We start from the raw sequence: 26,152 nt of genomic DNA, 5'->3' as shown, positions 1-26,152 counted from the left end.
ACGGCGAACCGAAAGGCTATTTCAACAGCGGACAGCCGCCGTCCTTCTCGGGCCGGAACGCATCCTCGCCGCTGATCGTGCCGACCACTTTCAGGAGGTCCCATTTCGATTGCGACTCATCCGGCCTCTTGACCTCGAGCAGATAGAGCGGATGAATCTTACGCCCGTCGGCGCGAATGAAACCCTTGCCGAACAGTGGATCGTCGGTCGGCATCGCCTTCATCGCCGCGACCACGGCCTTGCCGTCGGTGGCGCCGCCGGCCTTGTCGACCGCCTTGAGGTAGTGAATCACCGAAGCGTAGACCCCGGCCTGCATGTCGTTTGGATAGTTCTTCTGCGGGTGGCGCTCGGAGAACTTTGCGGCGAAGCTACGGGTGCCGGCGTTCAGATCCCAGTAAAACGGGTTCATGATCTGCGCGCCCTGCGCCGCCTTCAGCGTCAGCGCCGGCAGCCCGTTCATGCCGAGGATCAATCCGACCAGCTTTTGCTTTGCCGTCAGACCGAACTCGGCGGCCTGCTTCATCGACGTGATGGTGTCATCGCCGGCATTGGCGATGCCGACAATATCGGCGCCGGAAGCCTGCGCCTGCAGCAGGAACGACGCGTAATCGGCGGTCCCGAGCGGGTGACGGACGGCACCGACCACCTCGCCGCCGGCGGCCTTGACCGCTTCCATCGCCTGCTTTTCGAGGTCGTGACCGAACGCGTAGTCGGCGGTGATGAAGAACCATTTCTTGCCGCCCTTCGCCACCACCGCCTTGCCGAGACCGTGCCCATAGGCATAGGTGTCGTAGGTCCAATGCACGGTGTTGGGTGTGCATTTTGCACCGGTCAGCAGCACGGTTCCGGCGCCGGAGCCGATGAACACCTTGTTCTTTTGCTCGCTGATGGCGGCGACGGCGAGCGCGATCGCCGAGTTCGGCAGATCGAAGATCGCATCGACGCTTTCGTTTTCATACCAGCGCCGCGCGATGCCGACGCCGATGTCGGGTTTGTTCTGGTGATCGGCCGCGACAACTTCCACGACCTTGCCGGCGGCCTTGCCGCCGTAATCCTCGACCGCCATCTGCGCGGCGACCACCGAACCGATCCCCTGGTAGGTCGCAAACACGCCGGACTGATCGTTCAGCACACCGATGCGGATTTTTTCCTGCGCTTGCGCACCTGATATGAGCAGTACGGCGGCCGCAACAACGAGCGGCATCTTCAGCCGCGAAAAAACATGGCCCATCCGGACCTCCTTACGTTTACAACTCCAAAAGGCAATCTTAGCGCTGCCGAAATTACTTATATAATATAAGTATTTTTCGGAGTGTCAATCTCGACCGGGAATACCGAACAAATGCAAAAGCCCCGCAGCCGCGCCGCGGCCAAAACATCTCCGCTGCTGGAAACCGCCGATGAAAGGAAAAAGAGCCTCGATCTGAGCGCGTTACAGCAGACGCCTGGGTTCATGATCCGGATCCTGCAACTTCTGAATTTCGAAGCTTTCTTCCGGCACTTCCAGCCGCTCGGACTTTCGCCGGTCGAATATTCCATCCTCATGACGGTGCGCGACAACGAGAGCGTGACGCAGAGCGAACTCGCCGCGGTGCTGAAGATGCAACTGCCCAACCTCGTCAAGATCCTGGCCGTCATGGAGGATGTCGGCATCGTGAGGCGCAAGCGATCGTCGCGCGACAAGCGCGCGGTCGAATTGTCGCTCAGCGCGGCCGGGCATCGGCGGGCCGATCAGGCAAGCCGGCTTGGCGAGATCTTCAATGAGCGCACGCTCGCGCCGCTCAGCAAGCCTGAGCGGGCGGCATTTCTCCAAATGCTGACGCGGCTGGTCGAGGCCTACAGGCGCGAACTTTCCCCAAAACTCCTTGACGGCTAGCCGGCGCAGCCGATCCATTCGGCCGACGCGTCGTTGTCCAACACCGCCACCGCGCTTGCCCGCCTTGTCAGCACCGCGCGCTGGTTGATGTAGCCCTTGTCGGTGATCTCGCCGCCGTCCACTGAAGCCGGCTCGGCCAACAGTAACGCGCGCGTGGCGTGGCCGGATGAATTGCCGCCTTGCGCTTTCAGTCTGGCGAGACCCTGCCCGATCGCGGCGCGAACTTTTTCGTGGCCGATGACTTCATCGGCGCCGGCATTGTCGGGCAAACCGGCACAGGCACGGCAGGCGGCGATGTTGGGAAATACCAGGAAGCGGACTTCATCACCGCCATGGCCGGTGACGACAATGTCCTGCGCCAGCGGCGCCAGCGCTGCGATGCCGGCGACGCGCAAGGCTCCGACATTGACCCAGGTGCCAGAATTGAGCTTGAAGTCCTCGGCGACGCGCCCGTCGAAGAACAACCCGAGTTCAGGACGTGCAGGATCGGCAAAGATCACGGCATCGCCGATCAGGTAAAAACCTTCCGCATCGAACGCCTGCGCGGTCAGTTCCGGCGCCTTCCAGTAGCCGGGCGTGACATTCGGTCCGCGCACGCGCACTTCGAGCTTGTCACCCGACGGCACCAGTTTCAGTTCTGTCCCTGGTATCGGCACGCCGATATTGCCGGAGCGCTTGGCCTGGAAATGGCAGTCGGTCGCCAGCGGCGAGGTCTCGGTCGAGCCCCAGGCCGACACCATCGGCAGTGCGCGGCCGACCGTCTTGACCGAGAGCTCTTCCAGCGCATCCCAGAGGTTCTGCGGCAGCGCCGCGCCCGCATAGAACGCGAACTTCACCTCGCAGAAGAATTTCTGGCGCAGTTCCTCGTCACCGCGCAGCGCCGCGATCAGCATATCGAAACCGCGCGGCACGTTGAAATAGACCGTCGGCATCACGCTGCGCAAGTTCGCCAGCGAAGTCGCGAACAAACCCGGCGCGGGCTTGCCGCCGTCGACATAGAGCGTGCCGCCATTGCGCAGCACCAGATTGAAATTGTGGTTGGCGCCGAACGTGTGGCTCCACGGCAGCCAATCGAGGATCACGAGATCGTCGCGCGCGTCGAGGAACGTCCAGGTCTGTGCCTTGGCCTGCTGGCTCGAGGTCAGCATGCGTTGGGTGTTGACGACAGCCTTCGGCGTGCCGGTCGAACCCGAGGTGAACAGGAATTTGGCGATGGTGTCCGGCGTGACGGCCCTGAAAGCCGCTTCAACGGCCGGCGTTTCCGGCGTCGCCGCGATCTCGCGAAACGGGAAGACGTCGCTATCGCTGGATTCGCTGCAAATGATCTTTGCCTTATGCAACGGTGCGATCGCCGCCAGCGCTGCCGCGAAGGGCTTGGTGCCGGACAGATAGATCGCGCCGGGCCCGAGCAGAGTGATCATGCCCTTGAGCTTGTCGAAGTCTTTCGACATCAGCGAATAGGCCGGCGAGATCGCCGCCGAGGGCACACCGACATGCTGGGCGGCCAGCGCGAACAGCGCGTGATCGACGCTGTTGTCGGACAGAATCACCAATGGCCGTTCCGCGCTCAGTCCCTGCGCAATAATCCAGGCAGCGGCCGCGCGGACCTGTCGCAGCGCGTCGGCGTAGGTAACGGTGCGCCATGGCGCTTCGGCCGTCTTGCGGTCGGCGAGAAAAACCCGCTCCGGCGCCTGCCGCGCCCAATGTTCGAGCCAGTCGCCGACGCAGCGCGCGCCTGGCTGCAATGGCACCGTCGATTTCACGATGATGCTGCCGTCGGAACGGCGGTCGGCAGAGATCGCGGGCTTCGCGAACAGCGCCTCGGTTGGGTCGCGGCCAGTGGTGGCGGCTGTCGTCATCGGTTTCCTCCTCGCGCGGCATCCGCCGCCGGCCTCTTCGGGCCGCCTTTTGCGCATATTGTTGGGCGCAACAATTGTTGTCGTCAACAACAATATTTCCTTCCCGCGCGCAAAGCGCTAGAGCAAAGCGCTAGAAGGGAAGCGACCACGGGAGAAACGACGTGTCCAACCGAGCAGCCTTGAAGCGCCCCATTGCCGCGAACGCCAGGCGAAGCGGCAATGGCAAGGCGCTTGCCGGGGAGCGGGATGTCGAGATTGGCCTCGACGGGCTGGTCGGCCATGCCGGTTACGCGGTGCGGCGCTTCCAGATCTGGATTTTTCAGGACTTCATCCGGACGCTCGGGGCGGTCGATATCAAGCCGACGCAGTTTTCGGTGCTGACGGTGATCGGCGCCAACCCGGGCCTGAGCCAGATGGCGGTCGCCAAGCGGCTCGGGATCGAGCGCGCCCGGCTGGTGCACCTGCTGGACAGTCTCGAAGACCGCAAGCTGGTGCGGCGCGTCCCATCCCGGACCGACCGGCGCTCCCATGCGCTCCATCTGACCGCGCGGGGCGAGGTATCATTGCGGCAATTCAAGCTGCTCGCGGCCGAACACGAGCGTCATGTGGCCGAGAAGATCGGCGCCGAGAATCGAGAGCAGTTGCTGCGGATTCTCTCGGCGTTCGCCTGAGCGCGGCAGCCGCGCCCGTTTGCGTCAGGTCTCGGCGCTATCCTCGATCACAATCGCGCCCTCCGGGCAATTGGACTGCGCGGTAAACGCCTTGTCCTCGAGTTCGCGCGGGACAAGCGTACGGCTCGTCGCGCGCGCATTGCCGAACTCGTCGAGTTCGAACAGTTCCGGCGCGAGCGCATGGCAGCGGGCATGGCCCTGGCATTTCTCCGGAACGATCCGCACGGTGATGCGCGCGTTCATGTAGGCTGGCCCGCCGAGCGCTGCTCGACCAGCCGCTTGATGTTGGCCAGGCCGATCATGGCTTCTTCATCCATGCGCTGGAGTTGCGCCTCGCTCGGCGCGCAGGGCCGCGCAGGGTTGCGCAGCTGCCTTGTATACTTGGTGACGTCGCCGGCCCGTTCGAAGGTGTAGCGAATCACGATCGGACCGATGAAATCGGTGGCGGCCTGCACGGTCCAGGCATTCGGGCGATCGCTCTCGATGACGATCCAGTCCAGCACCACCTCGCCGCGGCGGATATGCCATTGCTCGCGAAAGGTTTCGCCAGTCGCCAGCGCGCGGTCTGCACCGTCGATGCGATGCGACGCGGCCAGCCACTCCGGCCAGGAATTCGGATTACAGACGTAGTCGTAAACCGTCTCCGGCGGTGCCGCGATCAGGATATCGTGGCGGCGCTCGAACGAAATTGACATTGTTAGCTCCAGTTCCTGACGGCTTAGCCAAACACGATCGGCAGCAGACGCGGCCCGCGCACCGTTCCCTGCGACCAGGTCATCGGCCGGGCCGGATCCAGCCGAAATTCCGGAATCCGCCGCAGCCACTCCTCCACCGCCACCCGCATTTCCATCCGCGCGAGGTTGGAGCCGATGCAGCGGTGGATGCCAAGGCCGAACGCGACGTGCGGATTTTCCTTGCGATCGATCACGACCTTGTCCGCGTCGGCAAACTTGCCGGGATCGCGATTGGCCGCCGGGAACGACAGCAGCACCATCTCTCCCCGTTTCATCGGACAGCCGCCGACCGCGACGTCATCGACAATCTCGCGCGCCATGGTGACCGGCGCATACGCGCGCAGCAGCTCTTCTATCGCCGTCGGGATCAGCTCCGGCTCCCTGACCAGCCGCTCGCGATCGGCCGGCACGGTCGCCAGATGCCAGATCGCCGAACCGATCGCGCTCCAGGTGGTATCGGTGCCGGCGACCAGCAGCAGGCGCAGCGCGCCGAGCACTTGATGGTCGGAGAAGGCGTCGCCGTTCGGCTGCCGCGCCTGGATCAGGAAGCTGACGAGATCCTCGCCCAACGCGCCACGACGCCGCTTGATCTGCTCGGCGAAATAGGCGGACATCTCCTCCTCCGCCTGCTTCAATACAGCCTCGTTGGTGATGCCGTCCTGCAGCGCCATCGTGATCCAGCCGCGAAAGCGGTCGCCGTCGCTCGCGGGTATTCCGAGCATGTGGGCGATGATCCGAACCGGAATATGCTGCGCATAATCGACCGCGCCGTCGCCGACCCCGTTTTCAATGAAAGCATCGATCAGTTCGTTGCAGACAGCTCTGGTCCGGCCTTCCAGCGCGGCGACAGCCTGCGGCGTGAACGGTGGAATCAGCACCATCCGCAGCGCACGGTGGTCCGGCGGATCGGACGTGATCGGCGGCGCGTTCACGCGGTAGTCGCCTTCACGGACCACGACCCGGCGCGAGGAGAAATGCGCGGGATCATAGGCGATCTCGCGGATGTCGCTGTAGCGGGTCGGGAAATACACGCCGCGATAGCGGCCGGTGTGCGCCACCGGGCAGGTTTCCCGCAAGTCGCGCCAGATCGAATAGGGATCGGACAACCAGGGCGGATCGAGATGATCCCAGTCGCTGGTCCAATCGGTGACCGGAGGCCGAAGCGTCATGTTTTCGTTCTCCCCGGCCTGCAGTGCATCGCCGCGATGGATTTCAGTATCTGATATATCAGTAGTATATCAATCGACGACCGTCAACTGGCGTGCTAGGCAAGCAGTATGCGCCGCCCCAAAAAGCCTCCCCCCAAGCGAACCGACCTGGCGAACCTGACCGAGCACGCCTATCGCGCGCTTGAGGAAATGATCGCGACGCTGGCCCTTGCCCCTGGGACCGTGGTCTCCGAAGCGGCGCTGTCGAAGCAGCTCGGCATCGGCCGCACGCCGGTTCGCGAGGCCATGCAGCGACTCGCCCGCGAGCGGCTGCTGCAGATCCTGCCGCGGCGCGGCTGCATCGTCGCGGACAGCCGGCCCGACGAGGAGCTGAACGTAATCGAAGCGCGCCGGCCGATCGAAATCCTGGTGGTCCGCACCGCGGCCATCCGCGCCAATGCCGAAGAGCGGCAAGGATTCGAGCGGATCGCAGTCGCGATGGCCGCGTCGCTCGCGAGCGGAGATTTCGATGGCTTTGCCCGGCTGGACGCGGAATTCAATGATCTCTGTCTCGCGGCATGCCGCAATCCGATCGCGGCTTCGATGATGCAGTTGATCACGACGCTAAACCGCCGCTACTGGTTCATGCATCATGGACGGACCTTGCCGGCCGAAGGCGTCGAGCATCACGTCGAGATCGCGCGCGCCATCGCCCGCGGCGACGCCGAAGCGGCCGCTGGCTCGACGGAACGCTTGCTCGACTACATTGAAAGCTGGCCCAGGAAGGCGCTCGCCCCGGTTCACTTTCGTCGGTGAGGTGATGGGGACCCAAGCGGTCCACTGCAGGTCGACGTCGCAGCCTAAAAATTAGGCAACCGCAGGGCGGCAGGTGTTAACGACGAGCCATCGCTATTGCGCGATAATTCGTCTAAGCGACAGACATTACATGGCTATTTTTATCCGCACCGACTACGCCGGCAATGTACACAATGGCACATCGCTTGCTTCGATCCGGATGAACGCCTCGCTTTGGTAAGTCGATCGTGACGGACCGCAGCCAACCCAGGACGGGCATCAAGTGACTGAAACCGTTGCCGCGATCGTCGCAGCGCACCGCGCCGGGACCAGGACGCCGGCTCAAACCGTCGCGCGCAGCTATCAGCGCATCCGCGACCACAACGATCCTGCCGTGTTCATCTCGCTGCGCGACGAAAACGACGCGCTGGCCGAGGCCGAAGCGCTGAGCGCACGGGATCCGGCGACGCTTCCGCTGCTTGGCGTGCCGGTCGCGGTAAAGGACAATATCGACGCGCTGGGCTTGCCGACCACCGCCGCCTGCCCGGCTTTCTCCTATTCGCCGACACATGATTCGACCGCGGTCGCAAAACTGCGCGCGGCCGGCGCCATCATCATCGGCAAGACCAATCTCGACCAGTTCGCGACCGGCCTGGTTGGCGTGCGCTCGCCTTACGGCATCCCGACAAATCCGATCCGCGCCGATCTCGTTCCGGGCGGATCGAGTTCGGGTTCGGCCGTCGCCGTGTCATCGGGATTGGTGCCGCTGGCGCTCGGCACCGACACCGCGGGAAGCGGCCGTGTGCCGGCGATGCTCAACAACATCGTCGGATTGAAGCCGAGCCTCGGCCTGATCTCCAATGCCGGGCTGGTGCCGGCCTGCCGCACGCTGGATTGCATTTCGGTGTTCGCGCTGACGGTAGACGACGCCATGACGGCGCTGGCTGCGATGGCCGGCCCCGACGGCGCCGATCCGTTTTCGCGCGACCGTCCGCTCGGCGCGGTCACATCTTTTCCCGCACAGTTGCGGCTCGGCGTTCCCCGCAGCGGCCAGTTGATCTTCTTCGGCGACAAGGCCTCGGAGAGAGCTTATGGCGAAGCGTTGAAGCGTTGGACATCGCTTGGCGCCACGCTGGTCGAATTCGATCTCGAACCGTTTTATGAGACCGCGCGGCTGCTTTATGAGGGACCGTGGGTCGCCGAACGCTTTCTGGTGATCCGCGATCTCCTGGCCTCGTCGCCGGATGCGATTCATCCCGTCACCCGCGAGATCACCGTTGCCGGCGCACGGCTGACTGCAGCCGATACCTTCGCGGCGCTGTATCGCCTGCAGGCGCTGCGGCGCATCGCCGATCGCACTTTTACCAATATCGATGCACTGGTGCTGCCGACCGCGCCGACCGCCTACTCGACGGCGCAGGTGCTGGCCAGTCCGATCGAACTCAACTCCAGGCTCGGCACCTACACCAACTTCGTCAACCTGCTCGATCTTTGCGGGCTGGCGCTGCCTTCGGAAATCCGGCCCGACGGGATTCCGTTCGGCATCACACTGCTGGCACCCGCCGGCCACGACGCGCAGCTCGCCAGCATCGGCCGCGTGTTCCATACCGATACCGGATTGAAGATGGGCGCCAAGGGCCTGACGCAGCCGCCGCTCGTGGCTCCCTCATCGGAACTGAGCGGCGACGAAATCGCGATCGCGGTGGTCGGCGCGCATCTCTCCGGCATGGCGCTGAATGGTGAGCTGACGACGCTCGGCGGACGGCTGCTGGAAGAAACCACGACCGCGCCGGACTACAAGCTCCATGCGCTCGACACCACGCCGCCCAAGCCCGGCATGCTGCGTATCGAGCCCGGCGCCGGGTCTCCGATCAAGCTGGAATTGTGGGCGCTGTCAGCGGCCTCGTTCGGAAAATTCGTCGCCGCTATCCCGCCGCCGCTGTCGATCGGCACCATTCGCCTCGCTGACGGCCGCGGCGTGAAGGGGTTTTTGGTCGAACCCGCGGCCGTGAACGGCGCAAGGGATATTTCCGCGTTCGGCGGCTGGCGCGCGTTCATGGCGCAGAAGATCTAACGCTCCCTCGCCCCGCTCTTGCGGGGAGAGGGTTGGGGTGAGGGGCCTCTCTCCCAGCAAAGAGTGTCGAGAGACCTGCCCCCCCTCACCCGGATCGCACCGGACGATGCTTTCGCATCGCCGAGGCGATCCGACCTCTCCCCGCAAGCGGGGCGAGGTAAACAAGAGCGCAAGCTCAGGGATGCGACACCGCGTAAAGTTCATACTCGCCGCGCACCAGTTCGATATGGTCGCGCATCGCGGCCGCGGCGCCGGTCTTGTCGCCACGCATGATCGCGACCACGACGCGGTCGTGCTCGGCGTGCGATTTTGCGAGCCGGCCCAGATTGCGAAATTGGGCGCGGCGGAACGGCTGCACCCGCACCCGCGTCGCCAAAGTCATCTCGGCGATATAGCCGTTTTGCGAGCCCGCATAGATCGCGTTGTGGAAGCGTTCATTGACTTCGTGGAATCGCTCGGGATTGCCGGCATAGCTCAGGACCCGCAACTCCTCGTGGACCGCCTCCAGTTTCTGGCGCTCCACCGCCGGCATCCGTTCCGCCGCGAGCCCCGCGCACAGCGCTTCGAGTTCGGCCATCGCTTCGAACATTTCAGTCAGGCGCTCGATCGATGGCTGCGCCACGACAGCGCCGCGATGCGCGCGGGCTTCCACCAATCCGCTCGCCACCAATTGCCGCAGCGCCTCGCGCACCGGCGTCCGCGACACGCTGAAGCGCCGCGCGATATCGGTTTCATCCAACCCCGATCCCGGCGCCAGCACGCCGCGCACAATCTCGTCGGCGAGTTGCAGTCGCAATTCCTCCGCGCGCGTGACCTTGTCCGCTTGCGGCGAGGCGCGATCGACACGCCGGACCACCGACTCGGAATCGGCGCCGGATGGCGCAATGCGCGGGGAAACGTCGTCAAGGCTCATGTGTTTTGATCCAGGATTTTTTGAATCGGGTGCTCTCAAGATCCGGGCTCGTCGATGATGCTGACATGGGCGGCGACAATTCTCCACCCTTCAGCAAAGCGCACCCAGGTTTGCATCTGCCGCCCCACCTTCTTGCCACTCCACACGTCACGATAGAACAAGGTCGAGGCGACCGCGGTATCGCGGCCATAGGTGGTAATGACGGTCTTGTCGGTCTTGCGCATCAGCCCCACCGGCGAGCGCCCGGCGCGAAACGCCATGATCGCCTCATAGCCGTAGAGATTTTCATTGATGCCATAACGCAACGTGCGGGGATCGTTGCGGAACAGCTCGTCCAGCACCGCGACGTCGTTCGAGACCAGCGCCGCTTCGTAACGCGCGAATTGGGCGGTGACCTCGGCGAGCACGTCGGGAAGATCGATATCCATGGCTAAATTCCTCGTGGCGCGGGCGCAGCGGCGACGCCAGCCTGCTCCAGCGCATGAGCCACGCGCAGCGCGATATCCTCGCGCCAGGGTGCCGCAATGATCTGCACCCCGATCGGCATCGGCTCCAGCGGCACCGGCACCGCGACCACGGGCAGCCCGATGAACGAAATCGGCTGGGTGTGGATGCCGATATTGGCGCGCACCGGCAGTTCGACGCCATCGAGCTTGAAGGTCACCTGCCCGAGTTTTGGCGCGGTGCAGGGCGTGGCCGGCGCGATGATCACATCGACCGATTTGAACAACTCCAGCACCTGCGCGCGATACCAGCGGCGGAATTTTTGCGCGCGGTCGACCAGCGGTGCCGGCACCATCGCACCCGCGATCAGGCGATCACGCACCGCCGGATCGAAATCATTCGGGCGCTTGCGCAGGCGATCGAGATGCAGCGAGGCGCCCTCGGTGGTGGAGATCACGTAAGCCGCGGCGCGGGCGCGAGCGGCCTCCGGAATTTCGATCGTCTGCGTTGCGCCAAGCGCCTTGGCAACGCGTGCCACCGCCTCGACGGCCTCCGGGAAAACGTTCTTCTGGAAATATCCCCCGGCAATCCCGACCCGCAGGCCGCCGATACCCTGCGCCAGTTGCGACGTCACCGGCTCGACCGGCCGCGTCGTGCACGCGGCATCGTCGGCATCAGGCCCCTGCATGGCGTCATAGGCCAGCGCGAGATCGCCGACGCTGCGCGCAAACGGCCCGAGATGATCGAAGCTTGCGACGAACGGAAACGAGCGCGCGCGCGACAGCCGGCCATAGGTCGGCTTCAGGCCAAAGATCCCACAGAACGACGACGGCACCCGGATCGAGCCGTTGGTGTCCGAGCCCAGCGCGATCGGCACCAGGCCGCCGCCGACCGAACTGCCGGAGCCGCCCGAGGAGCCACCCGTCATGCGGGTCGGATCGTGCGGATTGCGCGACGGGCCGTCATGCACATTCTCGCCGGTGAAGTCGTAGGCGTATTCGCCCATGTTGAGCGCGCCGACCAGCACTGCACCCGCAGCTTCCATGCGCTCGATCAGCGTGGCATCCCGCGAGGACGGCGCGAGGTCGCGGTTGATCTTCGAGCCCGCGCGCGTCGGCAGGCCCTTTACGTCGAACAAATTCTTCACTGCGAACGGCACGCCGGCGAGCGGGCCGACCTTTTTTCCTGCCGCAATCGCCTCATCGACGGCGCGGGCTTTCGCGCGCGCGCGATCCGCGGTGACGTCGGTGAATGAATTCAGCACGGAATCATGCTTTGCGATCCGCGCCAATGCGGCCTCGGTCGCGGCGAGCGCGGTCATCTTGCCGCCGGCCACGGCCTGCGCGATCTCTTGAGCAGTCATGGCGTGATCAGGCTGCGAAGACACTGGCGGGCTCGGTTTCGTCGGGCAACGGGAATTCATCGACCAGCCGCGCCAGCCTCAGCGATACTTCGAGGTTCGCACGCACTGCGGGCCGCCAGGATTCGTCCACCGGCAGCGCCAGCGCTTTGGCGACGGCGTCGATATAATCGTCCAGGGGTTCAGTCGATTTGTCCGTCACGTTCTCTCCCTAGCTTGTCAACGCCCGGCTCGACCGGGCGATCCAGTAAACGCCGGCGACTACTGGATGCCCCGCTTTCGCGGAGCATGACAGCAAAATCAAACCGGCAACGGCGGATGCGGAATCGCCGTCAGCAGCTCCTTTGTATAGGCGTCCTGCGGATTGCCCAAGACCTGATCGGATGGCCCCTGCTCCACGATGCGCCCAGCGCGCATCACGATGACACGATCGCACAACAGGCGCACCACATTCAAATCATGGGAGACGAACAGATAACTCATGCCCATCGACGCCTTGAGGTCCTGCAGCAGATTGAGCACCACCGCCTGCACGGAAACATCCAGCGCCGCGGTCGGCTCGTCAAGGATCACGAGTTTCGGGTGCAGCGCAATCGCGCGCGCGATGCCGACACGGGCCTTCTGACCGCCCGACAATTGATGAGGAAAGCGGTCGAGCAGATTGACCGGCAGACCAACCAATCCTGCAAGTTCCTCGCAGCGGGCACGCAGCGCGTCGCGGCCTCTGATATCGCCGAGCTGCATGATCGGATCGACGATGGCGCGCGCCGCGGTAAAGCGCGGATTGAGGCTGTCGGTCGGATCCTGGAACACCATCTGGATGCTCTTGCGCAGCGGCAGCCGCGCAAAGGCATTGGGCAGCATGGTGCCGATTTCGTCGCCGTCGAACATGATGCGGCCCGAGGTCTGGTCCAGGAGCCGCATCACCATCATCGACGTCGTGGATTTGCCGCAGCCGGACTCGCCGACCAAACCGACGCTCTCGCCATGACCGACACTGAAGCTGATGCCGTCGACGGCGCGGAACTGTTCGGCCTCGATCGGCGGCTTGCGCGAGAACAGCTTGCCGAGCACCGCCGTGGCGCCCTGGCGCGGATACTCCTTCACCAGTTTTTCGACCAGCAACAGCGGTTTCGCTTCACTGTCGACCGGCGCTTCGGCAGTCACCGCCGGCAGCAGTGCCGCTTCCTCCTCCGGCAACAGATCACGCAGGGAGACACCGAGCCGCGGCGTCGCGCGCATCAGCTTCTTGGTGTAGGCGTGCTCCGGGTTGGCGAAGATGTCAGCGGATTTCGCGGTCTCCACCACGCGGCCCTTTTCCATGACGACCACGCGGTCGCAATAGGCGGCGGCCAATCCAAGATCGTGCGTGATCAGGATGGTCGACATGCCGCGCCGTTTTGTCAGTTCGACGATCAGATCCATCACGGCTTTCTGCGTCGTGACGTCGAGGCCGGTGGTCGGCTCGTCCGCGATCAGAAGCTGCGGATTGCAGGCCAGCGCCAGCGCAATCACCACGCGCTGGCACATGCCGCCGGAAAGTTCGAACGGATAGGCGTGGTAGCGTTCGCGCGGCCGCGCGATCTTGACCTGTTCCAGCGCCTCGATCGCCTTTTCGCCGCGATCACTTGCCGCCGATTGCACATGCTGGCGCAGCACATCCTCGATCTGGTCACCGACTTTTCGGATCGGATTGAGCGCCGCGCGCGGGTTCTGGAAGATCATCGAGATTTCGCGGCCGCGCAGATCGCGCATCTGGTTCTCGGTCGCGGCCTTGACGTCGATGCCGGAAAACATCACCGAACCCTCGGCGATCTTGCCGGCCCGGTCGAGGATCCGCATCACGGCATATGACGTCACCGACTTGCCGGAACCGGATTCGCCGACGATGCCGAGCGTCTCGCCTTTCGCGACGGAGATGCTGACATGCTGCACGGCTTTCACGATGCCGCGCCGCGTGGCGAATTCCACCGTGAGATCGCTGACTTCGAGCAAGGGCTGCGCAGTCATTGGCCCTGCCCTCAGGTTCTTCGCTGCGGATCGACGATATCGCGCAGACCATCGCCGAGGAGGTTGAAGCAGAACACCGCGATCATCAGCGCGAGGCCCGGAAACAGCGCGATCCACCATTCGCCCGAGACCATGAAGCCGGCACCTTCCGCGACCATGATGCCCCATTCCGCGGTCGGCGGTCGGACACCGAGGCCGATGAACGAGAGGCCGGCGGCGTTGAGGATGGCGTAACCCATGGTCAGCGACATCTGCACGATCATGATCGGCATGATGTTGGGCAGGATGTGCACCAGGAGAATCCGGAATTCGCCATTGCCCGACAGCCGCGCCGCCTGCACGAAGCCGGCGTTGCGGCGAACATTGGCCTCGGCCCGGGCGACGCGGGCATAGAGCGGGAAATTGACGATCGCGGTCGCGATGATGATGTTCTGCACGGTATTGCCGAGGGCCGCGACGATGCCCATCGCCAGCACGAACAGCGGGAACGCCATGATGGTGTCGGCGATGCGTCCGACGATGCGGTCGGTCCAGCCGCCGAAATAGCCGCCGGCGATGCCGGCAAGGCCGCCCATCAGGAACACCAGCGCCACGGAGGCCACCGCGATGAACACATCAAGCCGTGTGGCCACGATGACGCGGCTGAAAATATCGCGGCCCAATTGATCGGTGCCGAACCAGTGCGCCGCCGACGGCGCCTTCAATGCCGCCGCGGTATCGCTGGCGAGCGGATCGTAGGGCACAATATAAGGACCGAACACCGCAGCGAACAGGATCACGACCAACAGGGCGAAGGCAAAGGCGGTGACGCGGTTCTCGCCGAGCACATAGCGGGTGTGTTCGAAGATCGCGACAAGTCCCGAGGTTCGCACGGGACCGACAGGCTCAACGGCAGGCGCAACGGTGCTCATGCTTACCCTTCCAGCCTAACTCGTGGATCGATCACGCCATAGAGAATGTCGATGACCAGATTGAGCAGCACGTACATGACCGCCATGGTCAGCACAAAACCCTGCACCGGCGCGAAGTCCGACGAGATCAGCGCTTCCACCGCATAGGAACCGATGCCGGGCCAGGCGAAGACTTTTTCAACCAGCACGTTGGCCCCGAGCAGGAACGAGAACACCATGCTCAGCGTGGTGATAACCGGCAGCATCGCGTTTCGAAATGCGTAGGTGACGATTACGGTGCCCGGCGAAAGGCCGGACGCCCGCGCGGTGCGCACGAAATCCGACGCCAGCACCGCCAGCATCGAGGCCCGCGTCATGCGCGCGATCGGCGCCAGCGAAAACACCGCCAGCGTCGTTGCGGGGAGGATCAGCTGGCTCAGCGCGGAACGAAACGCCTCGAGGTCGCGCGCGATCAGGGTATCGATCAGATAAAAGCCCGTCACCGTCGGCGGCGCGCTATAAAACACATCCAGCCGGCCAAGCGGCGCCGGCGACCAGCCGAGCCGGAAATAGAAGACATAGACCAGCACCAATCCGGTAAAGAACACCGGCAGCGACACGCCGGCCGTCGTCGTGATCCGGCAGAGATGGTCGATCCACGAGCCAGGGCGGGTGGCCGCGAGCACGCCGAGCGGAATCGCGATCACGATGGAAACGACGAGGCCGAGCAGTGTCAGTTCGGCGGAGGCCGGCAGGCGATTGCGGATTTCGGCGGCGACCGGCTGGCCTGTGGTCAGCGAGTTGCCGAAATCGCCATGGGCGAGATCGTTGCTATAGCGGAAGAACTGTTCGATCAGCGGCTTGTCGAGCCCGAGCTTCTTGCGGATCTGCTCGACCGCCTCCTTGGTCGCGGCGGGCCCGGCAAAATACGCGGCGGGATCACCGGGCAGCGCCCGCGTCAGCAAGAACGTCACGATCACGACCCCGATCAGCGACGGGATCGCAAACATCAGCCGCTTGCCGATCATGGAGAGCATGATGGCCCCAATATTTGCTGAGGCTCAGTGTTCGCCGCACGGCTTGATGCGCTCCCTCCCTCCTTGCGGGGGAGGGCTGGGGAGAGGAGTAAACCGGGAAAGCGGTGCCCGTGGTCACCCCTCTCCCTGCCCCTCCCCCGCAAGGGGGGAGGGAATGATAAAGCCGTACTTCCCTCACCGCGCAGGCCCATCACGATGTTACGCCTTCACCAGCGCACGATAATCCAGCCGGCGGTGGAACCAGTATTGGTAGCCCGAGATGTTCTTCTGCATCGCGACGTTGACGAAGGGCTGATACAGCGGAATCCGCGGGATGTCCTTGTAGGCGAGATCGACAAAACCCTTCACATCGGTGTCGTAGGTCGCCTTGTCGCCGCTCGAAGCCGCATTGCGGGCGCCGTCGATCATCTTGTCCATCTCCGGCGACTTGTAGCTCATGGTGTTGAACACGGAATTGTTGCCGTGATAGCACCAGTAGAAGAAGTATTCGGGGTAATCGAGCCAGCCCGAGAACACGTTGGTGTAGAGCGGCATTTCCTTCTTGTTCAATTCGGTGCGCCAGTTGGCGCCGGGAATCTTGTTGATCGTGGTCTTGATGCCGATCTGGGCGAGGCTCTCCTGCACCAGCACGCAGAGCGGCTCGTTGACGCCGGCAAAATTGAGATCGAACGAGATCGTGGTCTCGAAACCGTTGGCGTAGCCGGCTTCAGCAAGCAACGCCTTCGCCTTGGCCATGTCGGTGGAGAATTTGGTCGGCTGCGGCCACGCCACCTCGGTCGGCTTGTCGGCGGAGGCGCCGAACATCGGATTGGCGAGGCCGAACAGCACCACGTCCATGATTTTCTGATAGGGAATCGCGTAGGCGATCGCCTGGCGCACCTTGGGATTATCAAACGGCGGCTTGGTGACGTTCATGCCGATATACTGGATGCCGTTGCTGAACGGCAGCGACACCACGTTGAGCTTGCCGTTGGCTTTCATCTCCTGGAAATCCTTGAACGGCAGTTCATAGGAGATGTCGGCATCGCCACGCTCCAGCAGCGCGCGGCGGTTGCCGGCCTGCGGCACCATGCGCCAGATCACGCGCTTGATCTTCGGCAGGGGACCGCCGACCCAGGCGTCGTTGCGCTCCATGATGACTTCGGTGCCGGCGGTCCATTTCGTCAGCTTGTAGGCGCCGGAGCCCGCGGTCTGCTGTTTTGTATATTCGAGACCCCAGGGATCCTTCTCGGTGGCGCTCTTCTTCACCAGTTCGGAATTGACGATGCAGGGCACGATGACGGCGAGATCGGGGATCGTAAGACGATCTTTCTTGGCAAAGTCGACGCGCAGCGTGGTGTCGTCGACGATCACGAACTGCTCGGGCTTGGTCAGCGAGCCCGCGCTCATCTGGAAAGTCGGGAAGCCGCCGACCGAGACCGCGCGATCGAGCGACCATTTGACGTCCTTCGACGTGACCGGCGCGCCGTCGTGGAATTTCGCGTTCTTCTTCAGCTTGAAGGTCACCGACATGTCGTCGATCTTCATGTCGTCGGCGAGTTCGCCCTTGAACTTGTCGCGGTCGTAATACGGCACGCCGCCGGGACCGCTCTTCATCTCGTGCGTGATCAGGCGGTCGTAGCAGTTCCACGACACTTCATAGCCGGGCACGTTGGTGCCGACGCCGTGGATATCGAGGTTGTTGGGGCCGCCTTCCGAGACGATCAGCAGCGTCTCCGACCGCGCATCGGCCTTGGCGGGGGAAAAAATCGCCGGCGCCGGCACCAGGGCGCCGGCGGCGACCCCGGTGACGGATTTCAGGAAATCGCGACGCTTCATGTGATGCTCCAACGCCTGAGGGGAACGGCTTTGGAACCGGGAATCGCAAGGTTCGTGCCAAATCTTAATGGAAGGCTAGATTTCAGTTACCAGACTGATAATACGCTTGAATATCGATTTTACGCGGCAGGCGGCTTCGGTGAAAGATATCCAGATTGCATACAAAGAGGCATATTTGCTCATTTAATGAGCAAATCTTTCAGAACGCTTCTCTACTATGCGGCGGCTTCGCAACTATGCGATTTGGCCGCGCCCTCAGGTCGGCCACAGCGATTCCTGCAATTCGATGAGGTTTTCGGCCTTCTGCTGCCAGCCCGCGAGGCAGACGTGCCGGGCGGGATCGCTGACGCGGTGGAGCAGGAGCAGCGCCATCAGCCGGCGCTTCAGGGCGAAATCCATCTCCGCGCTGGCATAGCCGAACCCCTCGAGCAGGCTGCGAACCCGCCGCCGCATCCCCGCGGCCATGAACGCGCTCGGACCCATCAGGTCATACTCGCCAAAACCCGTCATCACGTCGCCGAAATCAAACAACCCCGACAGACGCCAGTCATTACCGTCGCAGCTCAGCAGGAAGTTTTCCGGAATGTATTCGCCGGTGAGGATGACCGGCGGCCCGTCCATCGGAATCAGCGTCGCCGCATCGCGCAGCAGATCGTCGAACCCATCGAGAAATTTTTGCGGCAATCCAAGACGCGTGTGCCGCGCACGACAGCCCTCGATTTGCCTGGACATGAAGTCCGCCCAACGCGGCTCGATGCGGGAAAGCTCGCCGGGCGGAACGCGCTGCACTTCGGCGATGGTCGCGCCGATCTGCGCAAGCACGCGCTCCTTCTGGTCTTCCGGCAGCGCCGGCCAGACCTCGGAGCCGACGACGCCGGATAGCCGCGTGATGACGAGATACGGCCAGCCGTCGCGCTCGCCCTCGAACAGGATTTCGGGAATCGGAATGCTCAGCTGTCCGCGCAATTGCCTCAGCGAAGCGCGCTCGGAGATGAACTGGCCGCGAAGCATCGGCGGAAACAGTTTCAGGATCACTTCATCGCCAAGACCGACGACGAGGTTGGTGCCGGTCGTAAAAACATGCGGCGCGGCGGTTTTCAAACCATGGCCGTGCGCGATGTCTGACGCCACCGGCAGCCATCGCGAGGTGTCGATGCGCCAGGCATGGAAGGCTTCGAAATCGGAATGCGTCGGGAGCGACAGAGTCATTTTCAACCGTCATTGCCTGCGACAAATGCAGCGTTTGAAGGGCGCGATAGCGATGTCGCAATCCATTCTTTTCATTATCGCGGCGAAAATGGATTGCTTCGCTTCGCTCGCAATGACGGAGATCGTACGCGACTACCTGTCCGGGTTCGCCCGTTCGAACTGGCGCAGCAGGCGGTTGCCGCGTTCAACGGCGAGGTCGAGGGCGGCTTGCGCGGTCCGCTTGCCGCCGAAGACCTGCTCCAGCTCCTCGTCGATCGCATCGCGGATCAGCACGAACGAGCCGAGCCGAATTCCCCTGGAATGCTCGGTCGGCGGCTTCAAGGTCATCTGTTCGATCGAAATCGCCGCACCGGGATTGCGATCATAGAATCCCTGCGCACGCGACAGATCGAAGGCGGCGCGGGTGATCGGCAGGTAACCGGTGTTCTGGTGCCAGGCTGCCTGGACTTCCGGCTTTGACAGATACGCGAAAAACTTCGCGACGCCGGTATATTCGGCGACCGGCCGGCCCCGCAGCACCCACAAGGTCGCGCCGCCGATGATGGTGTTTTGCGGCGCGCCTTCCACCTCGGGCCAATACGGCATCAGGCCATAGCCGACCTCGAATTTCGAATTGGCCTTGATGTCGGCGCGCGTCGCCGACGAGCCGATGAAGATCGCGCATTCGCCCTTTTGAAACCGCGGCTCGGCCGACTGGCCGCGGCCGCTATAGTCGTACACTTTCGTGGCCTGCCATTCCGCAAGCTGGGTGATGTGGCGCACCACGGTCGGGTTGTTGAAAGTCAGTTCGGCGTCGAGGCCGCCAAACCCGTTGCCCCTGGTCGCCAGCGGCAGGTTATGGAATGCCGAGAAATTTTCGACATGGATCCAGGAAGGCCAGGAGGTGGTCAGGCCGCAGACCGCGCCGGCTCCGCGCAGCCGCTTCGCCGCGGCCCCGATTTCGGGCCAGGTTTTCGGCGCGACTTCCGGATCGAGGCCGGCGGCGCGAAACAGGTCCTTGTTGTAGTAGAGGATCGGCGTCGAGGCGTTGAACGGAAACGACAGCATGTTGCCGGCGACGTCGGAATAATAGCCGGCAACGGCCGGCAGATATGCGGCCGGCGAGAACGGCTCCGACTGGTCGCGCATCAGCTCGAATACCGGATAGATCGCGCCCTTCGCCGCCATCATGGTCGCCGTCGCGATCTCGTTGACCTGGACGATGGCGGGCTGGCTGCGCGAACGGAAGGCGAAGATCGCCGCCGTCACGGTTTCGGTATAATTGCCCTTGTAGGTCGGCACGATCCGGTAGTCGGATTGCGAGGCGTTGAAATCGGCCGCGAGCTTCTCCAGCTGCTTGCCGAGTTCGCCCGACATCGCGTGCCACCACATGATCTCGGTAGCTGCCTGCGCCGGAGATACCAGCACGGTGAGCGCGAGCGCGACGAACTGCAATAGCCTCGAGACCAACTTCACTGCCGAATCACTTTGCCAAAACCGCTTGTCGGGACCTGCGATCAAATCTGCGCGCTGCGCCCTCATAGAGGCCCGCGACCGCGGTTTCAATCCGCTACCGCCGTCGCAGCGCACAATTAACGATTGCAACGGCTGCGGATAGCCAAGTGCAAGAACCTTCTGCTAAAACAAATCCCTTCTGCTAAATAGCTTTGAACCTTTTCCTCCCGCCGCAGACTTCTTCCCAAGGGGATTTGTTGCCTGTGTACCGCCGCGCCGACCTTTCGCGGACCATGATGCTTGTTCTGGCGCTGTTCCTGACGGCCGCCTCAACGAGCGTTTTCGCACGCGAATTTCGTGCCGCCGATACCCAGAACGAGGGATATCCGACCGTGCAGGCGCTGCACTACATGGGCAGCCTGGTTGCGGAGCGCACCGGCGGCCGCCACGCGATCAAGGTGTTCCATTCGCGCCAGCTCGGCGAGGAAAAGGAAACCCTCGAACAGACCCGCGTAGGTGCCATCGACCTCAATCGTACCAACGTCGCATTGATCGGGACCATGGTGCCGGCGATGAATGTGCTGGCGATGCCGTTTCTGTTCCGCTCCATCGAGCATTTGCAGAAGGTGCTGGATGGACCGATCGGCAATGAGATGCTGGACAGTTTTGAACCTTACGGATTCGTCGGTCTGGCGTTCTACGATTCCGGCGCCCGTTCGATTTACAACAACGTCCGCCCGGTCACCTCGATGGCCGACCTCCGGGGATTGCGGATCAGGGTGCAGCAATCCGAGCAGATGGTTGAGATGATCCGCGCGCTCGGCGCCGATCCGGTCGCACTGCCCTACGGCCAGGTGCTGACCGGCCTGACCAACAAATTGATCGACGGCGCGGAGAATAACTGGCCGTCCTTTGTCACCACCGATCACTACAAATTCGCCGGCTTCTACACCCTCACCGAACACACGATGAGCCCGGAAGTGCTTGTGATGTCGAAGAAGGCCTGGTCCGATTTGTCGTCTGACGACCAGAAGGTCTTTCGTGAAGCCGCCCAGCGTTCGAGCCGCTTCATGCGCGAGAAATGGCGCGACCTCGAAGAGCGCTCGCGCAAGCAGGCCGAAGACGCCGGCGTCAGGATCGTCACCGATTTCGACCGCAAGCCGCTGGAGGCGGCGATGGCGGGGATTTACGCCAAGGCGCAGCAGGACCCCGCGATCGCGCAATTGATCGAACGAATTCGCGGGGTGCAGTGAGTTGGCCGCAACCTCGCAACAGAACGGATCAGTGGAACGGCCGGCGAGTTTTGCCGTGCGCGGCCGGATCCGCATCGTCCAGGTGCTGCGCGCGGTCCCGATCCGCTGGCGCATCCTGTCGATCGCGGCCTTGAACTCCGCCGTGGTCGTGGTGCTGGCCGTGCTGATATGGAACGGCGCCAAGGTGCTCGGCTCGGCCTGGGAAGACGTCCGCCATGTCCGGGAATCCGACAAGATCCTGGCCTTGCTCGAAAGCGAAACCAGCCGGCTGCAGAACCTGATCCATCGCTACATCAACCAGCCGAGCCCGGAACTGTTCGCGGAAATCCTGTTGCTGCGCGAAGCCGTGCTCGGCACGCTGACCAATCGCGCCGCCAACGACCCCATGCTGTCGGGGTCGGTGGCGCAGCTGGAGCAGGTCACCGATCGCTTCCTCAACGGTTTCGGCGAACTGCGCGCGGTGCAGGCGACGATCGCGAAAACCTACGAGCAGCAGGTGCTGGCCCCGGCCAAGGACATGGCCGGGCTCTATTCCATCATCGAGGGCGCCACCGGGCATCGCGACGCGCTGATCTGGCCGTCGCTCGGAAAATCCCGCGAGGCGTTTACCGGCATGCTGGTCGCCGCCAACGCCTATTACCTTTCGCTGGCGTCGGCTTCGGCCGAGGATGCCCGCCGCAATACCGAGACGATCGAAAAAACCATCCCGGTGATGTCCGACCTCGCTGACAATGATTTGCAGCGCATGGCGCTGACGCGGCTGCATGCCAAGACCCTGGCGTTGCGCGAGGGGCTGGCGAAGCTGACCGAGCAGCTTGCGATCCGCACCGAATTGTTGCGCAACACCATCGACGCCAGCCAGGCCGATGCGATCGGCGTGATCGACCGCCTGTCGGTGAAGATGCGCCAGCGCGAGCAAAAGGCGCAGGAAACCTTCGACCGCACGCTGGCGGGCATCTCGCGCCGGGTGCTGTCGATCGCCGTGATCTTCCTCGGCATCATCCTGTCCGCGGGCGTCTTGATCGCGCTGTCGATCCGGCTGCCGCTGCAACAGATCATGGCGTCGATGCACGCGATCACGTCGGGCAATTACGATCGCGCCGTGCAGGGCACGTCAGCCAAGGACGAGGTCGGCGCGATGGCGCGCGCGGTGGAGGTGTTCCGCGAAAACGCCATCGCCAAACGCAAGACCGAGGACGAGCTGCGCGCGTCGAAGGAAAAGGCCGAGGGCGCGCTGCTGGAACTCAATGCCGCCCAGCAGAACCTGATCGACGCCGAACGGCTGGCGGCGCTGGGCGGCCTGGTTGCCGGCGTCGCCCACGAGGTCAACAACCCGATCGGCATCAGCCTGACGGTGGCATCGAGCTTCGCGCGCCGCGCGGAAATCTTCGAATCGGACCTGCGCACCGAGCCGCTGCGCCGCTCCAAGCTCGACGAGTTCGTCAAGAGCGCGCGCGACGCCGCCGGGCAATTGGTGGCCAATCTGCATCGCGCCGGCGAGCTGATCCAGTCGTTCAAACAGGTCGCGGTGGACCGCTCGCATGCCGAGCGCCGACAATTCAGCCTCAGCGAGGCCACCGACCAGATCGTCGCCAGCCTGCGCCCGGTGTTGAAGAAGGCGACGATCACGCTGTCGGTCGACGTGCCGGAGGGCCTCCTGATCGACGGCTATCCCGGCTCCTACGGGCAGATTTTAACCAATCTTTTCCTCAACGCCGCCAATCATGCCTTCGCCGACGGCCGTTCCGGGGCGATCTCGCTGTCGGCCCGGGCCCGCGGCAATGACGATGTCGAGATCATCTTTGCCGACGACGGGGCCGGCATGACGCCGGACGTCCAGCGGCAGGCGTTCGACCCGTTCTTTACCACGCGCCGCAACGAGGGCGGCACCGGACTGGGCTTGCATATCGTCTATAATCTTGTCACTCAACAGCTCGGCGGCCGGATGATGCTGGAGTCAAGGCTGGGACAAGGCACCACTTTCCGCATTATCATGCCGAGAATCGCCAAGGGCGGCACCCCGATCACAGAGCAAGCCACAGCCGACGGAACTCCTCAATGGCCGAACAGGACGATGTCCTCCACCTGATCGACGATTCCGAAGCCGTTCCGGAGGCTTCGACTGCCCGCAAATGGAAGATCGCCGTCATCGACGACGATCAGGCGGTGCATGAAGGCACCCGCTTCGCGCTGAGCGACTACAATCTGCAGGGCTCCACGCTGGAAATCCTCTCGGCCTATTCCGCGGCCGAAGGTCGCGTCCTGATGCGCGACAATCCGGATATCGCGGCCGTGCTGCTCGACGTCATCATGGAGACCGACGTCGCCGGCCTCGACCTCGTCGAATACATCCGCAACGACATCAAGAACGAGACCGTCCGCATCATCCTGCGCACCGGGCAGCCCGGCCAGGCGCCGGAGCGCCGCGTCATCGTCCAGTACGACATCAACGACTACAAGGCCAAGACCGAACTCACCGCCGACAAGCTGTTCACCTCGCTGACCGCGGCCTTGCGCAGCTACCAGCAGCTGGAGCGCATGGTGCAGACCCGGCGCGGCCTCGAAATCATCATCGACGCCGCCTCGACCCTGTACGACTTCAAATCGATGCAGCGGCTCGCCGAAGGCGTGCTGACGCAGCTGGCTTCGCTGCTCAACGTCGATTGCGCCGGCATACTGGTGCTGCGCGACGACGGCGCCGCCGGCAGCGAATTCTCCGTGCTGGCAGGCTCGGGCTGCTACAGCCGCTTCATCGGCACCACCAGCTCCAAGTCGCTCGATCCGGATTTGCGGCAGATGGTCGAAGACGCCTTCATGCGCCGCAAGAACGAATTCGCCGACCACCGCAGCGTGCTTTATCTGCGCACCGGCTCCGGCCGCGAGGTCGTGGTGCTGCTGCAGGCCGAGCGCCAGCTTTCCGACACCGACCGCGCGCTGGTCGAGATCTTCTCCAGCCGGCTGTCGATCGCGTTCGACAACGTGATCCTGTACCAGCAGCTGCACGCGGCCAATACCCAACTGGAAGACCGCGTCGCCCAACGCACCCGGGCGCTGATGCAGGCCAACCGCCGGCTTTCGGCGCAGTGGCTGCGGCTGCAGCGCGCCAACGGCTTCAAGAACGAAATCCTCGGCACCGTCGCCCATGACCTCAAGAATCCGCTCGGCGTCATCCTCGGCCGCACCGAAATGCTGACCGAACTGATCAGCGCCGGCTCGCCCAAGGAAAACGTCACCGCGCAGGTCGAACACATCCGCGACGCCACCAAGCGCCTGACATCGATGGTCGATCATCTGATCTCGGATGCGATGGCGGATGCCTTCGACATCACCATCCGCCGCGAGCCGGTCGATGTCGCGGCCCTGGTTTCCGAAGTCACCGACGCCAACCTGCCCTCGGCCGTCAACAAGCAGCAGATCATCAACGTCTCCGCGCCGCTGAACTTCGTCACCATGTGCGACGCCGACCGGATCCGCGAGGCGATCGACAATCTGGTCAGCAACGCCATCAAATATTCACCGATCGGCGGCAAGATCACGGTGGGGGTCACCCATGAGGGGGACAACACCGTCGTGCGGATCACCGACGAGGGCGCAGGGCTATCGCCCGAGGACCTTGGCCGGCTGTTCGGCCGCTTCCAGCGGCTGTCAGCCAAGCCGACCGCGGGCGAAAGCTCGACGGGCCTTGGTCTATCGATCGTCAAACGCATTATCGACATGCATGGCGGCCATGTAACCGCTGATAGCCCCGGCCCCGGACAGGGGTCGACGTTTACGGTTACACTGCCAGCAGCAGAGACGTCATGAGCCAGAACCCGCACATCATCATCGTCGACGACGAGGCGCCGGCCCGCGAAATGGTTGGCGATTACCTCAAAATGCACGGTTTCGCCGTGACGCTGTGCGACGGCGGCAAGAGTCTGCGCGGCGTGATCGAAACCAATGTGCCCGACCTTGTCGTGCTCGATCTCAACATGCCCGAGGAAGACGGGCTCTCGATCATCCGCGACCTGAAAAGCCGCATCAACGTCCCCGTCATCATGCTGACGGCGACCGCAAGCCCGATCGACCGCGTCGTCGGGCTCGAGCTTGGCGCCGACGACTACATCGCAAAGCCCTGCGAACTGCGCGAACTGATGGCGCGCATCCGCTCGGTGCTGCGCCGGAGCGCGCCGGTGAAGGCGGCGCCCGAGACCGCCAGCGCCAAGGCGGAAAAGGAACAGCTGGTGCGGTTCGGCACCAAATGGCTCGATCTCGAAGCCCAGGCGCTGCGCGACGACGAAGGCAACGAGCATCCGCTGACCGCGTCCGAATTCGGCCTGCTGAAAGTGTTCGCGGCCAACCCGAAGCGGGTGCTGTCGCGCGAGCGGCTGCTGGAACTGGCGAATGCGCGCGACGCCGAAGCCTTCGACCGTGCGGTCGATCTTCGCATCATGCGGATCCGGCGCAAGATCGAGATCGACCCAACCAAGCCCGCCGTGATCCGCACGATCAGAGGCGGCGGCTATTTGTTCTCGCCGACCGGCGAGAAGGGCTAGGCCAGGAGCCGCCACACCGCCGTAGCCCGGATGGAGCGCAGCGCAATCCGGGTGGCTTCATCCTGCGGATAATCCCGGATTTCGCTTCGCTC

Annotated in this window: 23 protein-coding genes; 8 read left to right on the top strand and 15 right to left on the bottom strand. The window is 63.6% G+C overall.

Annotated elements, in window-relative coordinates; genetic code table 11:
- Positions 1-16: 16 nt before the first annotated feature.
- The gene (locus ACSQ84_RS27980; RefSeq protein WP_436214955.1) at positions 17-1,231 is read right to left on the bottom strand and encodes an ABC transporter substrate-binding protein; all 1,215 of its coding nucleotides are present in this window, start codon (positions 1,229-1,231) and stop codon (positions 17-19) included.
- 111 nt (positions 1,232-1,342) lie between these two features.
- Here ACSQ84_RS27980 and ACSQ84_RS27975 point away from each other — a divergent pair, with 111 nt between their 5' ends.
- On the top strand, positions 1,343-1,876 hold the full coding sequence (locus ACSQ84_RS27975) for a MarR family winged helix-turn-helix transcriptional regulator (protein ID WP_436214954.1): 534 nt from the start codon (positions 1,343-1,345) through the stop codon (positions 1,874-1,876).
- Here the strand turns inward: ACSQ84_RS27975 and ACSQ84_RS27970 are convergent.
- On the bottom strand, positions 1,873-3,735 hold the full coding sequence (locus ACSQ84_RS27970; protein ID WP_436214953.1) for a feruloyl-CoA synthase: 1,863 nt from the start codon (positions 3,733-3,735) through the stop codon (positions 1,873-1,875). The genes ACSQ84_RS27975 and ACSQ84_RS27970 overlap by 4 nt on opposite strands.
- A 191-nt stretch (positions 3,736-3,926) precedes the next feature.
- Here ACSQ84_RS27970 and ACSQ84_RS27965 point away from each other — a divergent pair, with 191 nt between their 5' ends.
- Positions 3,927-4,406 carry a MarR family winged helix-turn-helix transcriptional regulator gene (locus ACSQ84_RS27965; protein WP_436215151.1) on the top strand — a complete coding sequence of 160 codons (480 nt, stop codon included), beginning with the start codon at positions 3,927-3,929 and terminating at the stop codon, positions 4,404-4,406.
- Positions 4,407-4,430: 24 nt separating this feature from the next.
- Here ACSQ84_RS27965 and ACSQ84_RS27960 read toward each other — a convergent pair whose 3' ends face one another.
- The 3 genes from ACSQ84_RS27960 to ACSQ84_RS27950 are packed head-to-tail and all read right to left on the bottom strand — an operon-like array spanning position 4,431 to position 6,309.
- Positions 4,431-4,649: a ferredoxin gene (locus tag ACSQ84_RS27960; RefSeq protein WP_436214952.1), complete on the bottom strand. Its 219-nt coding sequence runs from the start codon at positions 4,647-4,649 to the stop codon at positions 4,431-4,433.
- The gene (locus tag ACSQ84_RS27955) at positions 4,646-5,101 is read right to left on the bottom strand and encodes an SRPBCC family protein (protein ID WP_436214951.1); all 456 of its coding nucleotides are present in this window, start codon (positions 5,099-5,101) and stop codon (positions 4,646-4,648) included. The genes ACSQ84_RS27960 and ACSQ84_RS27955 overlap by 4 nt, the downstream gene beginning before the upstream one ends.
- Positions 5,102-5,124: 23 nt before the next feature.
- Positions 5,125-6,309, bottom strand: coding sequence for a cytochrome P450 (locus ACSQ84_RS27950; protein ID WP_436214950.1), 1,185 nt, complete (start codon positions 6,307-6,309; stop codon positions 5,125-5,127).
- Between the two features lie 108 nt (positions 6,310-6,417).
- Here ACSQ84_RS27950 and ACSQ84_RS27945 point away from each other — a divergent pair, with 108 nt between their 5' ends.
- A complete protein-coding gene (locus tag ACSQ84_RS27945) occupies positions 6,418-7,104 on the top strand; it encodes a GntR family transcriptional regulator (protein WP_436214949.1) in 687 nt (228 codons plus the stop codon).
- Positions 7,105-7,366: 262 nt separating this feature from the next.
- Complete coding sequence (atzF, locus tag ACSQ84_RS27940; RefSeq protein WP_436214948.1) at positions 7,367-9,157, top strand: allophanate hydrolase; 1,791 nt, start codon at positions 7,367-7,369, stop codon at positions 9,155-9,157.
- A 175-nt stretch (positions 9,158-9,332) separates the two neighbouring features.
- Here the strand turns inward: atzF and ACSQ84_RS27935 are convergent, their stop codons facing one another.
- From ACSQ84_RS27935 to ugpB, 10 genes are all read right to left on the bottom strand, one after another.
- Complete coding sequence (locus ACSQ84_RS27935; RefSeq protein ID WP_436214947.1) at positions 9,333-10,070, bottom strand: GntR family transcriptional regulator; 738 nt, start codon at positions 10,068-10,070, stop codon at positions 9,333-9,335.
- 35 nt (positions 10,071-10,105) lie between these two features.
- Complete coding sequence (gene hpxZ / locus ACSQ84_RS27930) at positions 10,106-10,498, bottom strand: oxalurate catabolism protein HpxZ (protein ID WP_436214946.1); 393 nt, start codon at positions 10,496-10,498, stop codon at positions 10,106-10,108.
- Between the two features lie 2 nt (positions 10,499-10,500).
- On the bottom strand, positions 10,501-11,877 hold the full coding sequence (locus ACSQ84_RS27925; protein WP_436214945.1) for an AtzE family amidohydrolase: 1,377 nt from the start codon (positions 11,875-11,877) through the stop codon (positions 10,501-10,503).
- 7 nt (positions 11,878-11,884) lie between these two features.
- A complete protein-coding gene (locus tag ACSQ84_RS27920) occupies positions 11,885-12,076 on the bottom strand; it encodes a DUF4089 domain-containing protein (RefSeq protein WP_436214944.1) in 192 nt (63 codons plus the stop codon).
- 98 nt (positions 12,077-12,174) lie between these two features.
- Complete coding sequence (locus tag ACSQ84_RS27915) at positions 12,175-13,884, bottom strand: dipeptide ABC transporter ATP-binding protein (protein WP_436214943.1); 1,710 nt, start codon at positions 13,882-13,884, stop codon at positions 12,175-12,177.
- An 11-nt stretch (positions 13,885-13,895) separates the two neighbouring features.
- Positions 13,896-14,795 (bottom strand): ABC transporter permease, encoded by a 900-nt coding sequence (locus ACSQ84_RS27910; RefSeq protein ID WP_436214942.1) that lies wholly within the window; start codon positions 14,793-14,795, stop codon positions 13,896-13,898.
- 2 nt (positions 14,796-14,797) lie between these two features.
- Complete coding sequence (locus tag ACSQ84_RS27905) at positions 14,798-15,811, bottom strand: ABC transporter permease (protein WP_436214941.1); 1,014 nt, start codon at positions 15,809-15,811, stop codon at positions 14,798-14,800.
- 198 nt (positions 15,812-16,009) lie between these two features.
- A complete protein-coding gene (locus tag ACSQ84_RS27900) occupies positions 16,010-17,629 on the bottom strand; it encodes an ABC transporter substrate-binding protein (protein WP_436214940.1) in 1,620 nt (539 codons plus the stop codon).
- Between the two features lie 255 nt (positions 17,630-17,884).
- The gene (locus ACSQ84_RS27895) at positions 17,885-18,838 is read right to left on the bottom strand and encodes an aminoglycoside phosphotransferase family protein (protein ID WP_436214939.1); all 954 of its coding nucleotides are present in this window, start codon (positions 18,836-18,838) and stop codon (positions 17,885-17,887) included.
- A 132-nt stretch (positions 18,839-18,970) separates the two neighbouring features.
- Entirely contained in the window at positions 18,971-20,287 is a 1,317-nt protein-coding gene (gene ugpB / locus ACSQ84_RS27890; RefSeq protein ID WP_436215150.1) for a sn-glycerol-3-phosphate ABC transporter substrate-binding protein UgpB, read from the bottom strand.
- A 242-nt stretch (positions 20,288-20,529) separates the two neighbouring features.
- Here ugpB and ACSQ84_RS27885 point away from each other — a divergent pair, with 242 nt between their 5' ends.
- The 4 genes from ACSQ84_RS27885 to ACSQ84_RS27870 are packed head-to-tail and all read left to right on the top strand — an operon-like array spanning position 20,530 to position 26,060.
- The gene (locus tag ACSQ84_RS27885; protein ID WP_436214938.1) at positions 20,530-21,525 is read left to right on the top strand and encodes a TRAP transporter substrate-binding protein; all 996 of its coding nucleotides are present in this window, start codon (positions 20,530-20,532) and stop codon (positions 21,523-21,525) included.
- A gap of 55 nt (positions 21,526-21,580) precedes the next feature.
- Positions 21,581-23,614 (top strand): ATP-binding protein, encoded by a 2,034-nt coding sequence (locus tag ACSQ84_RS27880; protein WP_436215149.1) that lies wholly within the window; start codon positions 21,581-21,583, stop codon positions 23,612-23,614.
- Positions 23,584-25,329 (top strand): ATP-binding response regulator, encoded by a 1,746-nt coding sequence (locus tag ACSQ84_RS27875; protein ID WP_436214937.1) that lies wholly within the window; start codon positions 23,584-23,586, stop codon positions 25,327-25,329. Before ACSQ84_RS27880 ends, ACSQ84_RS27875 begins: the two co-directional genes overlap by 31 nt.
- Complete coding sequence (locus tag ACSQ84_RS27870; protein WP_436214936.1) at positions 25,326-26,060, top strand: response regulator; 735 nt, start codon at positions 25,326-25,328, stop codon at positions 26,058-26,060. The genes ACSQ84_RS27875 and ACSQ84_RS27870 overlap by 4 nt, the downstream gene beginning before the upstream one ends.
- Positions 26,061-26,152 lie beyond the last annotated feature (92 nt).

The organism is Bradyrhizobium sp. LjRoot220, assembly GCF_964252915.1.
Lineage (GTDB): Bacteria > Pseudomonadota > Alphaproteobacteria > Rhizobiales > Xanthobacteraceae > Bradyrhizobium.
Note: the sequence above shows the minus strand (reverse complement) of the source record. Positions and strands in the feature narration are given on the sequence as shown.

Excerpts from the sequence above, each read along its gene's own strand:
- ACSQ84_RS27905 (WP_436214941.1), bottom strand. The coding sequence starts at position 15,811 with ATGCTCTCCATGATCGGCAAGCGGCTGATGTTTGCGATCCCGTCGCTG.
- ACSQ84_RS27870 (WP_436214936.1), top strand. The coding sequence starts at position 25,326 with ATGAGCCAGAACCCGCACATCATCATCGTCGACGACGAGGCGCCGGCC.
- ACSQ84_RS27935 (WP_436214947.1), bottom strand. The coding sequence starts at position 10,070 with ATGAGCCTTGACGACGTTTCCCCGCGCATTGCGCCATCCGGCGCCGAT.
- ACSQ84_RS27960 (WP_436214952.1), bottom strand. The coding sequence starts at position 4,649 with ATGAACGCGCGCATCACCGTGCGGATCGTTCCGGAGAAATGCCAGGGC.
- ACSQ84_RS27980 (WP_436214955.1), bottom strand. The coding sequence starts at position 1,231 with ATGGGCCATGTTTTTTCGCGGCTGAAGATGCCGCTCGTTGTTGCGGCC.
- ACSQ84_RS27895 (WP_436214939.1), bottom strand. The coding sequence starts at position 18,838 with ATGACTCTGTCGCTCCCGACGCATTCCGATTTCGAAGCCTTCCATGCC.
- ACSQ84_RS27910 (WP_436214942.1), bottom strand. The coding sequence starts at position 14,795 with ATGAGCACCGTTGCGCCTGCCGTTGAGCCTGTCGGTCCCGTGCGAACC.
- ACSQ84_RS27970 (WP_436214953.1), bottom strand. The coding sequence starts at position 3,735 with ATGACGACAGCCGCCACCACTGGCCGCGACCCAACCGAGGCGCTGTTC.
- ACSQ84_RS27875 (WP_436214937.1), top strand. The coding sequence starts at position 23,584 with ATGGCCGAACAGGACGATGTCCTCCACCTGATCGACGATTCCGAAGCC.
- ACSQ84_RS27925 (WP_436214945.1), bottom strand. The coding sequence starts at position 11,877 with ATGACTGCTCAAGAGATCGCGCAGGCCGTGGCCGGCGGCAAGATGACC.
- hpxZ (WP_436214946.1), bottom strand. The coding sequence starts at position 10,498 with ATGGATATCGATCTTCCCGACGTGCTCGCCGAGGTCACCGCCCAATTC.
- ACSQ84_RS27975 (WP_436214954.1), top strand. The coding sequence starts at position 1,343 with ATGCAAAAGCCCCGCAGCCGCGCCGCGGCCAAAACATCTCCGCTGCTG.
- ACSQ84_RS27900 (WP_436214940.1), bottom strand. The coding sequence starts at position 17,629 with ATGAAGCGTCGCGATTTCCTGAAATCCGTCACCGGGGTCGCCGCCGGC.
- ACSQ84_RS27945 (WP_436214949.1), top strand. The coding sequence starts at position 6,418 with ATGCGCCGCCCCAAAAAGCCTCCCCCCAAGCGAACCGACCTGGCGAAC.
- ACSQ84_RS27950 (WP_436214950.1), bottom strand. The coding sequence starts at position 6,309 with ATGACGCTTCGGCCTCCGGTCACCGATTGGACCAGCGACTGGGATCAT.
- ACSQ84_RS27955 (WP_436214951.1), bottom strand. The coding sequence starts at position 5,101 with ATGTCAATTTCGTTCGAGCGCCGCCACGATATCCTGATCGCGGCACCG.
- ACSQ84_RS27915 (WP_436214943.1), bottom strand. The coding sequence starts at position 13,884 with ATGACTGCGCAGCCCTTGCTCGAAGTCAGCGATCTCACGGTGGAATTC.